Source organism: Gilliamella sp. BG3 (assembly GCF_046635605.1).
Lineage (GTDB): Bacteria > Pseudomonadota > Gammaproteobacteria > Enterobacterales > Orbaceae > Gilliamella > Gilliamella bombi.
Genome location: NZ_JBIDFE010000036.1, coordinates 1 through 13,685 on the forward strand (window position 1 = coordinate 1; position 13,685 = coordinate 13,685).

At 33.6% G+C, this 13,685-nt stretch carries 11 protein-coding genes and 3 tRNA genes; 11 read left to right on the forward strand and 3 right to left on the reverse strand.

All coding sequences use genetic code 11. The features are described 5' to 3' along the window. Positions 1-102: 102 nt before the first annotated feature. From ACGH6S_RS11370 to ACGH6S_RS11380, 3 genes are all read left to right on the forward strand, one after another. Positions 103-179, forward strand: a tRNA-Asp gene (locus ACGH6S_RS11370). An 8-nt stretch (positions 180-187) separates the two neighbouring features. Then, positions 188-263 (forward strand) — tRNA-Trp (locus tag ACGH6S_RS11375). A 134-nt stretch (positions 264-397) separates the two neighbouring features. Then, on the forward strand, positions 398-736 hold the full coding sequence (locus ACGH6S_RS11380; protein ID WP_034914792.1) for a DUF413 domain-containing protein: 339 nt from the start codon (positions 398-400) through the stop codon (positions 734-736). A gap of 5 nt (positions 737-741) precedes the next feature. Here ACGH6S_RS11380 and ACGH6S_RS11385 read toward each other — a convergent pair whose 3' ends face one another. The 3 genes from ACGH6S_RS11385 to znuC form a co-directional block, all read right to left on the reverse strand. Continuing rightward, positions 742-2,265 (reverse strand): YifB family Mg chelatase-like AAA ATPase, encoded by a 1,524-nt coding sequence (locus ACGH6S_RS11385; RefSeq protein WP_411578900.1) that lies wholly within the window; start codon positions 2,263-2,265, stop codon positions 742-744. A 123-nt stretch (positions 2,266-2,388) separates the two neighbouring features. Then, positions 2,389-3,189 carry a zinc ABC transporter permease subunit ZnuB gene (gene znuB / locus ACGH6S_RS11390; RefSeq protein ID WP_085166028.1) on the reverse strand — a complete coding sequence of 267 codons (801 nt, stop codon included), beginning with the start codon at positions 3,187-3,189 and terminating at the stop codon, positions 2,389-2,391. Beyond that, a complete protein-coding gene (znuC, locus tag ACGH6S_RS11395) occupies positions 3,182-3,964 on the reverse strand; it encodes a zinc ABC transporter ATP-binding protein ZnuC (RefSeq protein ID WP_065590726.1) in 783 nt (260 codons plus the stop codon). The genes znuB and znuC overlap by 8 nt, the downstream gene beginning before the upstream one ends. A 93-nt stretch (positions 3,965-4,057) precedes the next feature. Here znuC and znuA point away from each other — a divergent pair, with 93 nt between their 5' ends. The 8 genes from znuA (at position 4,058) to ACGH6S_RS11435 (ending at position 13,033) form a co-directional block, all read left to right on the forward strand. Then, on the forward strand, positions 4,058-5,008 hold the full coding sequence (gene znuA, locus ACGH6S_RS11400; protein ID WP_202983961.1) for a zinc ABC transporter substrate-binding protein ZnuA: 951 nt from the start codon (positions 4,058-4,060) through the stop codon (positions 5,006-5,008). Positions 5,009-5,036: 28 nt separating this feature from the next. After that, positions 5,037-6,386 carry a murein DD-endopeptidase MepM gene (gene mepM, locus ACGH6S_RS11405; protein WP_174799170.1) on the forward strand — a complete coding sequence of 450 codons (1,350 nt, stop codon included), beginning with the start codon at positions 5,037-5,039 and terminating at the stop codon, positions 6,384-6,386. Positions 6,387-6,514: 128 nt separating this feature from the next. Beyond that, complete coding sequence (mrcB, locus tag ACGH6S_RS11410) at positions 6,515-8,848, forward strand: bifunctional glycosyl transferase/transpeptidase (RefSeq protein WP_194240463.1); 2,334 nt, start codon at positions 6,515-6,517, stop codon at positions 8,846-8,848. Between the two features lie 11 nt (positions 8,849-8,859). Next, positions 8,860-9,669, forward strand: coding sequence for a bifunctional DNA-formamidopyrimidine glycosylase/DNA-(apurinic or apyrimidinic site) lyase (gene mutM, locus ACGH6S_RS11415; RefSeq protein ID WP_065590723.1), 810 nt, complete (start codon positions 8,860-8,862; stop codon positions 9,667-9,669). A gap of 415 nt (positions 9,670-10,084) precedes the next feature. Continuing rightward, a complete protein-coding gene (tolB, locus tag ACGH6S_RS11420) occupies positions 10,085-11,380 on the forward strand; it encodes a Tol-Pal system beta propeller repeat protein TolB (RefSeq protein ID WP_085166026.1) in 1,296 nt (431 codons plus the stop codon). Between the two features lie 160 nt (positions 11,381-11,540). Further along, entirely contained in the window at positions 11,541-12,020 is a 480-nt protein-coding gene (gene pal / locus ACGH6S_RS11425; protein WP_034914778.1) for a peptidoglycan-associated lipoprotein Pal, read from the forward strand. 67 nt (positions 12,021-12,087) lie between these two features. Beyond that, positions 12,088-12,825 carry a tol-pal system protein YbgF gene (gene ybgF / locus ACGH6S_RS11430; RefSeq protein WP_034914776.1) on the forward strand — a complete coding sequence of 246 codons (738 nt, stop codon included), beginning with the start codon at positions 12,088-12,090 and terminating at the stop codon, positions 12,823-12,825. Positions 12,826-12,957: 132 nt separating this feature from the next. Continuing rightward, positions 12,958-13,033, forward strand: a tRNA-Lys gene (locus ACGH6S_RS11435). The last annotated feature ends 652 nt before the right edge of the window (positions 13,034-13,685 follow it).

A 13,685-nucleotide genomic window follows, 5' to 3' on the forward strand; every position in this document is an offset into this window, starting at 1 on the left:
AGAAGTGAAACGCCGTAGTGCCGATGGTAGTGTGGGTATTACCCATGTGAGAGTAGGGTGCCGCCAGACTTTTAAATTTTATATATACATACCAAATACGGTGGAGCGGTAGTTCAGTTGGTTAGAATACCTGCCTGTCACGCAGGGGGTCGCGGGTTCGAGCCCCGTCCGTTCCGCCACCTTATTTAGGGGCGTAGTTCAATTGGTAGAGCACCGGTCTCCAAAACCGGGTGTTGGGAGTTCGAGACTCTCCGCCCCTGCCACAAAAATAATTGTTCTGTTTTAAATTTAATCATTTAGTCATTTTTGATAGAACAAATAAAAGAATTCTATTTACAGATTAACTTAGTCAATTATAATTCCTGCCCAGATACTTTTACAACCTAGAGGATAGAACATGGCTGAGAGTTTTGTAAGTCAACAACGTTTTTTTGATAATAAGAATTATCCAAGAGGATTTTCTCGTCACGGAGACTTTACTATTAAAGAAGCTCTTATTTTGGAAAAACATGGGTGTGCTTTTAAAGATCTTGATACAGAAGTTAGAAAACCTACTACAGCAGAAGAAAAATCATTTGTTGCCGTTTGTAAAGGTAAAAAGGAACCATCAACTGATTTCGAAAAAACTTGGCTAAAATATCTTTCTCGTATAAATAAGCCTAAACGCTTTCATACATTATCCGGCGGGAAGCCTCAAGTTGATACAACTGATGATTTTGTCGATAGTGACGACTAATTCTTTTAACCGATATTTTTGTGTAATTGAATTAATAATCGATCCATAGAACGATAACTTAATGCTTCTGAAATATGTTTTCGTTCTATATTTTCTGACGAATCTAAATCTGCAATTGTACGCGATACTTTTAATATACGATGCCACGCCCTAGCAGAGAGTCCTAATTTAATCAATGCTTGTTCTAAATATTCATTATTTTCATCTGATAATTTGCAATAACATTGTATTTCATTTGCACTTAACTGACTATTTAATTTATTGTTTCTTTTAAACTGAATATTTCTTGCTTGTAAAACTCGCTGTTTTACCGTTTCGGTTGATTCATCGGAAGTCTTTTTTTGACTTAAGGTGCCTTTAGGCAATAAAGGTACTTCAATAGAAATATCAAATCTATCGAGAAATGGTCCTGAAAGTCGATTTAGATAGCGAATTGTTTGCTGGGGTGTTGTTCTATTGTGTGTTCCTTGATAATGTCCTGTAGGGCTTGGATTCATTGCTGCTATTAATTGAAACTTAGCAGGAAATTTTATTTTTGCGTTTGCTCTCGAAATGATAATTTCACCTGACTCAATTGGTTCTCTAAGAGCGTCTAATACTTTTCGGTTAAATTCTGGTAATTCATCTAAAAATAAAACCCCATTATGTGCTAGTGATATTTCTCCTGGTTTAGGTATTGTTCCTCCGCCAACCAATGCTGCTGCTGATGCGCTATGGTGAGGTGATCTAAACGGCCTATTACGCCAGTTTTTAATTGATCCATTTGGACTAACTAGACTAGTTATTGCCGCACTTTCAAGTGCTTCTTCATCAGATAATTGAGGTAACAGGGAAGTCAAACGAGTTGCTAACATAGTCTTACCTGTTCCAGGAGGTCCAATTAATAGTAAATTGTGACCTCCTGCGGCTGCAATTTCTAATGCTCTTTTGGCTTGTTCCTGTCCGATTATATCTTGTAGGCTTGATAAATTATTATCAATATCTTTGTATTCACGATATTGGACTGCTGGCAAGTCAATTTCGTTATATAAATATTGGCATAACTCTAATAAGTTATTGGTGATTAAAGTATTGTTTTGGTGAATTAAAGAAATTTCAGATTGATTTTCTGCTGAAATAATTAGTGTGCGATTTTTCTTTTTAGAAGAAATAGCTGCCGGAATTGCTCCTTTTACTGCTCTAATATTACCTGAAAGAGCTAATTCTCCCAAAAATTCATAATGTAATAGATTATCTGTTGGAATTTGCTCTGTAGCGGCAAGAATAGCGATAGCTATTGGTAAATCAAAGCGACTTCCTTCCTTTGGAAGATCTGCAGGAGATAAGTTAACAGTTATTTTTTTTGAAGGAAAAGTAAAACCACTATTAATAATAGCACTTCTAACTCGATCTTTAGCTTCTTTAACCGTTGCTTCAGGCAGACCAACTAAAACAAAACCAGGTAACCCGTTACTAATATGAACTTCAACGTTTATCAACGGTGCTTGTATTCCAATAGATGCTCGAGTATAAATAATTGCAAGTGACATAGTTTTTAATTATCAACATATTGAATTGTACTATTATAGTATTAGAAATAGTTAACTGATTATTAAAGTCATTTTTATTAATGGGATATGTCACGCAATAAATAATCTAATTTTGCAATAATCTTAATTTTTTTTGTTTAAAGTTAATTTTGAAATAAATAATGATATAAAAAATAAACAAGTATTACTTAATACAATTGATGGCCCTGTTGGTGTGTCGTAAATAAAAGAAAATATTAGTCCTGTAATCACTGATAACATACCAATTATTATAGCAATTATTGCCATTGCCTCGGGAGTTTTTGAATAATATTTGGCTGTTGCGGCAGGGATGATAAGTAAAGATGTAATAATCAGAGCTCCAACAAATTTCATTGATAGACCTATTGTTAGCGCCAACAGTAGAGTTAAAAGCAATTTTGTTATTTGAACATTAATACCGTGACTAAAAGCTAACTCTTCACTTACAGTAATAAATAAAATGTCATTCCATCGCCAAAGCAATAAGGCACCAATAAATGCTACACAAGTAGTAATTTGATAAAGATCAGAATATGTTACTGATAATAGATCACCAAATAAGTATCCCATTAGATCGATTCGGATATTATTCATTAAACTAATTACAACTAAACCAAGAGATAATGCACTATGAGCTAAAATACCAAGTAAACTATCAATTGGAAGTTGTTTTTGAGCTTCTAACCAAAGTAATCCTAAGGCCAGTAAAAGAGTTACACAAATGACTGCATAAAATAAATTGATATTCAGTAAAAAACCAAAAGCGATACCAAGTAAAGCAGCATGGGATAGGGTATCACCAAAATAAGACATTTTACGCCAAACAACGAAAGTACCTAAGGGACCAGTTATGCTTGTTAAGCATAAACCAGCTAATAAAGAAGGTAATAGTAACTCAATCATTATTTTTTTTTCCATAACTAGACATAGCAATTTGCTTATGTTGATCAATAGTAGAAGTGCAGCAATCATGTTGATGATTATGATGATGTTTATAAACAGCGATTTGTGAAGCCCCATGTCGTCCAAAGAGAGAAATAAACTCAGGATCATTAGATACAATAGCAGGTGTGCCTGAACAACAAATATGATGATTTAAACAAATTACTTCATCTGTTTTTGCCATAACTAAATGAAGATCATGAGAAACCATTAATACACCGCAATTAAACTGTTTTTTTGCATTAACGATTAAATCATATAATAATACTTGACCACTAACATCCACTCCTTGAGTTGGTTCATCAAGAATTAATAATTGAGGTTGCTTTGCTAAGGCTTGAGCTAATAATACGCGTTGCAATTCTCCACCCGATAATTGATGCATAGATTTATTAATCAAATATTCAGCTTTTACCATTGATAACGTATTAAAAATTTTTTCGGTATTTAACTGTTTATTTAAGTGCATAAAACGTTTAACAGTAATAGGCAGAGTGGTATTTAAATTAATTGATTGTGGTACATAACCAATTGTTAAATTGGTTGAACGCTTAATTGTCCCTGAAGTAAATGGAATTAAACCTAAAATGACTTTTACTAGAGTTGATTTACCTGCACCATTGGGACCAAGTAATGTAATAATTTGATTAAGATGTATTGCTAACGAAACGTCATATAATATTTTTTGATGGTCAATTTCTACTGAAACACTATCAAGAGAAATTAGTGGTGTCATATCGTTAAGAGCCCTTGCCTACAATAATGTTATGTTATATTATAACAATTAATGTTTTTATTCTATCATACTTTTAAATATAGGATATATGGTGTGAAAAAATATATTGCACAAAATAGTAAACAATTAATCTGTTCTTTAATGATATTTTGTTCATTAATATTTATGCAAACTATCACTAACATAGCTAATGCGACAGTTATTTCATCTGTAAAGCCCATTGGGTTTATTACTGAAGCCATTGCTTCAGGAGTAACTGATAATGATATTTTACTTCCTGATAGCGCATCTCCACACACTTATTATTTAAAGCCCTCTGATTTAGCAAAACTTAAATCAGCCGAACTTGTGGTTTGGGTCGGTGAAGATATGGAAGCTTTTATGCCAACAATTTTAAAAAATATAGATAAGCAAAAGCAAATTGAATTAATGGCTGTACCAGAAATCAAATCGTTACTTAGAACCAGCCATGATGATCACGAAGATGATCATTCTCATGATGAGGTCAATCAAGATCACCATGGTGAATATGATGAGCATATTTGGCTTTCACCTAAAATTGCTAAAATTATCGCACAATCAATTCATGATAGACTTGTTACGCTTTATCCAGATAAAAGCATATTAATTGATGAAAATTTAAACGAATTCATTACTAAACTCACAGAAACAGAACAAAACATTGCAAAAAAACTAATTACCGTACAAAATAGAGGGTATTTTGTGTTTCATGACGCCTATGGGTATTTTGAGGCACAGTTCGGATTAAAAAAACTAGGCAGTTTTACTATAAATCCAGCAGTTCAGCCCGGTGTTCAAAAAGTTTATGCTATTCAACAGGAGCTCAAAGAGCACCAAGCAGTATGTGTATTTCGTGAGCCACAGTTTAGCCCTGCAGTTATTGAAAAATTAGTGAGTGGAACAGATGTTCGAATTGGAGAATTGAATCCATTAGGAACGAGTATAACACCTTCAAAAGGTGCATATTTACAATTTTTAACAAATTTAACACAGCAACTGTTGGATTGTTTAGATAAAAATTAGTTTTAGTAATAAATAGTTAAGGTTAATTTTGGCAAGAAAAATAAAATCCTTCAATATTGAAAAAAATAATTTTAAAATTCCCTATTTTTCAATATTGGGCGTTCTTTTTATTGTTATTTTATTTACTGCTCTGTGGCGTCCGCTCAATTTGGATCGAACAATTTATGTTCCTTTAACTCCTCAAGTTGAAACTACTGTAAATGATAATTCCAGCTCTATTGATGGTGATGGAAAAGTCGAGATAGTAAATGGGAAAATGGCTACCGTTGCTGAATCATCTGATGTTCCTGAAGATGAAATTGTTAAAGATGAATTAGATGATATCGTTGATGGTAAAGATAATGCAGTACAATATACTATTGTTCGTGGCGATACTTTGCATGATATTCTAATTCGTTATAATGTTAATAAAAATGATATCTATCAATTAACAACAAAATTTAAGCAACTTGCAAATCTACGAATTGGTCAACAAATTAGTTGGACAACTGATGATAATCATAATTTGCAAACTTTTAGTTGGACAATATCAAGCAATAATATTCGAATCTATGAAAAATCGGGTGATAAATTTATAGAAAGCTCTGAAACTGCTGAAGTCATCCCACAAAATATTGTTATAAAAGGTGACATTAAATCTAGTTTTGTTGCCGATGCTCGAAAAAGTGGGTTAACTAGTAATGAAATAGGTATTATTACTCGCGCTTTACAGTGGCGCTTAGATTTTCGTCGATTACAAGTTGGTGATAAATTTTCAGTTGCTCTAACACGGGAAATGCATGGTAAAAGCTTATCTAATAGTCAGTTGTTAGGTATTCGAATTAAAAATGGAAATAAGGATTATTATGCTATTTTAGCTGATGATGGTAAATATTATGATATTAATGGTAACAGCTTATCGCAGAGTTTTTTCCGTTATCCTTTAGCGAAAAAAGCACGTGTTTCTTCTGGATTTAATCCACGTCGTTTACACCCTGTTACAGGACAAATAGCCCCTCATAATGGTGTTGATTTTGCTGTATCACGTGGTACTCCTGTATTATCCGTTGGTAATGGTGAAGTAGTAATTGCAAAATATAGTGGTTCAGCGGGTAACTATATTGCTATTCGGCATGGTCGTCAGTATATGACAACTTATATGCACTTGGATAAAATTTTAGTTAAACCAGGTCAACAAGTTAAGCAAGGCGATAAAATCGGCCTATCGGGAAATACAGGGCGTTCTACTGGACCTCATCTTCATTTTGAATTACATATTAATAACAAGCCAGTTAATCCATTAACAGCAAGTTTACCTATTTCAGAAGGATTAACAGGTAAGTCGAGAAAGGCATTCTTTTCAAAAGTTAAAAGTATTAGCTCTCAACTAAACTTTTAAGTTTATATATTTGTTTTTATATTTAAACCTTTACTTACCTGGCCTTTTTAAAAAAGGTGGTCAAGGTGCCCTTAAAAATTATGTTATCATAAGCTAATTATTATTTAATAATAAATGTTAGGTGCAGTTTGAAAACATCAGCTAAAACAGAAAAAAAACGCTCTTCTAAAAAGGCCAGAAAAAATAAAAAGACTACACTTTGGCGACGATTTTTGACACTACTATTTAAGTTGTTTCTTGTCTTTGCTGCAGTGGCTATTATTTATGGCGTTTATCTTGATCAACAAATTAAAGAACGGATTGATGGAAATGTATGGGAGTTACCGGCTGCAGTTTATGGGCAAATTATTGATCTTGAACCAGATAGTGAATATAGTCTAAATGATGTGGTAACAATATTAGTTGGTGCGCAATATCGTCAACAAGATACCAAAGCTACTCGTCCAGGCGAATTTATTGTAAGAAATGATGCGGTTGAAATTTATCGTCGACCTTTTACTTTTCCTGATGGTGAAGAGCAAGCTTTTAGAGTTAGAATAACTTTTTATGAAAATCGTATTGATCGTATTACTAATATAGATTCAGGTCGTGATTTTGGATTGCTTAAGATTGATCCTAAATTAATTACTATGATGCATTCTCCAAATGGAGAACAACGGCTGTTTGTTCCATTAAAAGAGTTTCCTGATTCATTATTACAAACATTAGTCGCAACGGAAGATAAACGTTTTTATGATCATCATGGCGTAAGTTTATATTCTATTGGTCGTGCGATTTTTGTTAATTTAACAACAGGTCGTACTGAAGGTGGAAGTACATTAACTCAGCAAACAGTCAAAAACCTTTTTTTAACTAACGAACGTAGTTTAAGTCGCAAAATACGTGAAGCTTATATGGCTCTTATTTTGGATGGACGCTATAGCAAAGAACGTATTTTAGAGCTTTATTTAAACGAAGTTTATTTTGGGCAAGCGGGTAGTGAAGAGATCCATGGTTTTCCATTAGCAAGTCTTTACTATTTTGGTCGCCCAGTTAATGAACTGACATTAGATCAGCAAGCGGTACTTGTTGGCATGGTAAAAGGAGCTTCATTATATAATCCTTGGACACAACCTCAACAAGTTATTGAACGTCGTAATGTTGTTTTAAAACTTGCTCAGCAGCAAGGTATTATTGATGATGAGTTGTATAATTTATTAAGTCAGCGCCCACTATCAGTTTTGCCCAAAGGTGGTGTAATTTCGCCACAACCAGCATTTATGCAAGTTGTGCGTAGTGAACTTAGAAAACAATTAGGCGATAAGGCAGAACATCTGTCTGGTATGAAGATTTTTACTACCTTTGATCCTATAGCTCAATCAGCTGCAGAGCAAGCGGTAACTAACGTAATTGAGAAACTGCGAAAATCAACTAATAAAGAATTACAAACAGCAATGGTTATAGTTAGCCGAGAAACTGGAGAAATTCGCTCTATCATTGGTAGTGCTGAACCTCGTTATCCAGGATATAACCGTGCTTGGTTAACTCAGCGAGCAATTGGTTCATTAGCTAAACCGTCAACTTATTTAACTGCACTAGGGCAACCCGACCATTACCAACTTAATACTTGGCTTGATGATAAACCTTTATCAATAAAGCTTGATGGTAATGGTTATTGGGAACCGAAAAACTATGATCGTAAATTTCGTGATCGTGTTATGTTAGTAGATGCTTTAGCACTTTCGCTTAATGTGCCAACAGTTAATCTAGGAATGGCATTAGGGCTTGATGCAACAAGGAATACTTTACAATCATTAGGTGTATCAACAGACCGTATATCTAATTTACCATCAAGATTACTAGGTGCTTTAGAATTAACACCGTTAGAAACGGCGCAGATGTTTCAAACGATAGCTAATAATGGTCAACGATCTCCACTTTCTATTTTAAGATATGTATTGACCGATAAAGGTGAGCTAGTTTATCAAAGCTACCCACAACAGCTTCAGGCCGTATCTCAACAATCGGCTTATTTAACCACTTATGCTATGCAGCAAGTTGTTAACTCGGGGACATCTCGTTCACTAAAAGCTAAATATGGTTCATTTAATTTAGCAGCTAAGACAGGAACAAGTAATGATTCTCGTGACAGCTGGTTTACAGGGATAGATGGTAAAAATGTTGCTGTTGTTTGGATTGGTTTAGATGATCATTCTCCAATGAAATTAACAGGAGCAACTGGCGCCTTAAAAATTTATAGTGAATATTTACAAAATAATCCACCAAAGAAATTAGTATTGCCACTACCTCAAAATATTTTTATGGTACCTATTGATAGTGATGGACAGTGGCAATGTGATGGAAGTGGTATTCGCTCTTTACCAGTATGGACAATTAACCCTCATAGCTTATGCTCAGCGAATAACCAGCCTAGGTCCGTTCAGCAGGCACCAACTTGGGTTACTGACCTATTAAATAACTAAATGGAAATTATATGCCTGAATTACCAGAAGTTGAGACAAGTCGTCGAGGTATTTTGCCGTATTTGAAAGGACAGATTATCGATAAAATTATTGTTCGACAACCTAAATTACGTTGGTCCGTTGATAAGGCTATAAGTAATGTGCACGGGCAAGTTATTTTAGATATAAAACGTCGTGCAAAATATTTATTATTACAGTTACCCAACAATTGGATCGTAATTCATCTAGGAATGTCTGGAAGTTTACGTATTTTAAAAAATCCACAAAAAGCAGAAAAGCATGATCATATTGATTTAGTTTTAGAAAACGGCGTTACTCTACGTTATACCGATCCTAGGCGTTTTGGATCTTGGCTTTGGGCAAATTCGCTAGACGAAATATCTCAATTACAACATTTGGGACCAGAGCCTTTAAGTGACGAATTTTCAACTGAATATTTATTTGAAAAAGCAAGGAGTCGAAAAGTTCCCATAAAAAGTTGGATTATGGATAACCATATTGTGGTTGGGGTTGGTAATATTTATGCTTCTGAATCGTTATTTATGGCAAAAATCAACCCTACTCGAAAAGTAAACTCCTTACAATTAAATGAATTTGAAAGGCTTGTAGCTGCTATTAAGCAAGTTCTTACTAAATCAATTAAACAAGGAGGAACAACACTCAAGGATTTCCTGCAGTCTAATGGTAAACCTGGATATTTTGCACAGGAGTTACAAGTTTATGGACGCGAAGGTGAACAATGTCTGATTTGTGGTACAGAAATAAAATCACAAAAAATTGGACAGCGTAATACTTTTTATTGTGAATTTTGTCAAAAATAGAAATACTTATTAAGCCAAAATTATCACTTTTGGCTATTTGTCAAATGGCTTTAACATTTTTAATACATCCCTTCTACCGCTTATATAAAAATATCTTATGAAACACTTTAAACCTTACCTAAATAGGATTAGTATAAGCAATTAGATTTAGAATAATTATTTTTAATATCACTTTGATTATTATATATAATCAAACAATTAAATGATAAAAATCTTTTTATTTTAAAGGCTATAGACTTGTGACTAGATATCGACTATCTTTCTCAGGGTATAATTGTTAATGGTTTGTAAAGCTTAATATATGGAATTAATTAGAGACAGCATATGAATTCCTAAAAGCTTGGTTTTCTGTTTTTTATGATTTTATATTTTATTCAACTCTGTGTATCTTATTTTTATTAAGGAATTTAAGATGATCAAATTCGCCTCCCGCTTTTTGGCAACTTGTTTTATTTTACTTTTTACCTCAATGGCTAATTCTGAAGTTAGAATTATTATTACTGATGGAGTGAGCTCAGCTAAACCTATAGCTGTTGCCCCATTTAAATGGACAGGTGGTGGAGAACCGCCACAAGCCATTGAAGAAATTATTGCTTCTGATTTGCGTAACAGTGGTAAGTTCAATCCTATTGACGTTAATCAAATGCCTCAGAAACCGACAACAGCTTCAGAGGTTACTCCAACTGTATGGAACAAAGTTGGTGTTTCAGCTGTTGTTGTTGGCTCAATACAACCTGATGCGTCAGGAAAATATCTTATAAATTATCAATTAGTCGATACAGTTAATCGACCAGGTACAGTTTTAGCTCAAAATCAATTCTCTATTGAAAAGCGTTGGGTTCGTTATGCAGCTCATACTGCAAGTGATGAAATCTTTGAATCACTAACTGGTATTAAGGGAGCATTTAGAACACGAATTGCTTATGTTGTAAAAATGACTAAAGGGCCGTTTTCGCACGAATTAAGAGTGTCTGATTATGATGGTTATGATCAAATTACTGTTCATCGTTCTAAGGAACCATTAATGTCTCCTACTTGGTCACCAGATGGGAAAAAAATAGCTTATGTAACTTTTGAAGGGGGGCATTCTTCATTAGTGTTAAAAACTTTGGATAGTGGTGCTGTACAAACAATTGCATCTTTTCCTCAGCATAATGGGGCGCCGGCATTTTCTCCGGATGGTAGTAAATTAGCATTTGCTCTATCTAAAGGCGGTAGCTTAAATTTATATATGATGACATTAAGTAACAAACAAATTACTCAAATTACTTCTAGCCGTAGTAATAATACAGAACCATCTTGGATGCCGGACAATCAAACTATTGTTTACACTTCTGATCAAGCAGGTCGCCCGCAGTTATATAGTATTAATATAAATACAGGTGAATCGCAGAGGGTGACTTGGGATAATACGCAAAATCAGAATGCCAGAGTGTCACCTGATGGTTCGTTTATTGCAATGATATCAAGCAATAATGGCGAACAACATATAACTCGATATGATATGGATACAAAAACCTATCAACGTTTAACTGATACTTTTTTAGATGAAACGCCAAGTATTGCACCAAATGGTACAATGATCATTTATAGTTCATCTCAAGGGTTAGGTACAATTTTGAACCTTGTTTCTACAGATGGTAATTTTAAGGCAAGGTTACCAGCTACTGATGGGCAAGTAAAATTCCCTGCATGGTCACCATATTTATAAAGACAGCTTAAAAAAACAACTACATTGCAATTATTAAAATTGTGTAAAGTTTAAGGTCGTTATAATATATTACTCTAATCTTTTAGTCCCATAACGGGCGTTACTTAAAAGTTGGTTAGATATATAAATAGAATTTATTCAAACAACAGGAGTTTATACAATGCAATTTTCTAAATTTCTTAAAGTAGCAGCGGTTGCTTTACCATTAATCGCTGTAACTGCTTGCTCATCTAATAGCAGCCAAACCGTTAGTGGTAATTTAAATGGTGCTTTATCAAAAGAAGCCTTAGAGCAACTTCAAAAATTACAACAAATTAATACAGTTTATTTTGACTTTGATAAATATAATGTTAGATCTGAATATGCAACATTATTAAATGCACATGCTGAATTTATTCGTACAAGTAACATAAAAGTTGTTATTGAAGGTCATGCTGATGAACGCGGTACTCCAGAATATAATATCGCATTAGGTGAACGTCGTGCTGCTGCAGTTAAATCATATTTACAAGGTAACGGTGCTTCTGCAAGTCAAATGGAAATCGTTTCTTATGGTAAAGAAAAACCTGCTGTGTTAGGTCATGATGAAGAAGCGTATGCTAAAAATCGTCGTGCAGTAGTAACCTATGTAGGATACTAATAACATCTTATAGCGGCTGATTATTCAGCCGTTTTTAATTTTAAGTTTACACTGAGTCTTATATAATATGCATAAAAAAATACTCACATTACTTTTATTCCTTTTATTTACTGGTTGTGCAGCAAGTAGTTCCGACATTGATCAAACGGTTCAAGCACAAGGACAGCTATTGATTGAAAACCAACAAAAAATTAGCGATTTGCAAGCAGATGTAGATACTCTTCGTGGTCAGTTAGAAGAGACAAAATATCAACTTAATCAGATAATTGAACGCCAGAAAATGATTCTTCAACAAATGACTAATAGTTCAGGATTTTCTTCAAATACCGATTTTGATTTACAAGGAGAAGGATATAGTTCAAAAACATCTTCAGATCCTACTTTGTCCAAATCTTCATCAGATTTATCTGGATGGGTAACTACTGGCGATGATAAAGCGGATTATAATTTTATAATCCGATTTGTTAATGAAGGCAAGCAAAATAACGAGGTTATTGATGCCTTTAAAAAACATCTGAAATCTTATCCAAAGTCTAGTTATCGAGCTAATGTTAACTATTGGCTAGGTCAGCTTTTATATAAACAAAGTAAAAAAAATGATGCTTCATTTTATTATGCTACTGTAGTAAAAGATTTTCCGTCTTCTTCCAAAGCTGCTGATAGTCTTTATAAAGTGGGGTTAATTTTACTTGATAAAGGAGATACCAAAAAAGCTAAAACTGTTTTTCAACAAGTAGTGAATAAATACCCAAAAGATAAGAATGCGGTAGTGCTTGCTAATAAAAAGTTAGCGTCACTAAAATGAAATGTATAAATAATCAGCTATTAGAAAAATGTAGCAATAAAGTGGTTGCGTAGTAATACAATTATAAGTATTATAGCACCCCGAAATTACTTATCGTTTCAGCTATTAAGCGCATAGTAGTTCTTATCAAATGGGTCGTTAGCTCAGTCGGTAGAGCAGCGGACTTTTAATCCGTTGGTCGAGCGTTCGAATCGCTCACGACCCACCATTATTAAATTTTAAAATTTAACCAGTAAATTTTTTCCAATTAAAGAAAGCAATAAGTTTTTTAGGAAAATGATCTTAGCAAACATAATATTGATAAATATTTTACGATAAGTTCCTTTTTATATTGATCAGCTGCACCTAAATAAGAAAAAACTTTCTCTCAGTTTTATACTCCTATCTTTTGAATCGCTAGTTACTTGCTGATTCCAAATAAATACCTTTAGTGGTAAGGACATTTGCTTAACACATCATCTTTTATAAAAGTGCCGGGCTAAATTGGGATTTATCGGAATAAATGCCTGTATAGCGAGTGCGTGAAAAATCATTAATAGCAACGAATAAATATTCTCACATTTTTTGTTTGCTTTCGTTTTTAAGTAAAGGTAAATGTTTGGTGCAGACATGTAGTATTTCGTCTTGATAAATTTTGTTATGCGCTTAGCCAAATCTGTGACAGTTATTTTTCTTTTTTTATGATATAAAAAACGCCATATCTCTTTTCAGTGATAATGCGTTAATTTTTATTTATATTTGTAAATGCCCCAAACTTAGTACACAACTCACGTAGAAAATTAAGCTGCTTGTTTTAGTGTTTTATACTCAATCGGTGTCATGTTATTTAATGCCTCATGTGGTCTTTCGGTATTATAAAT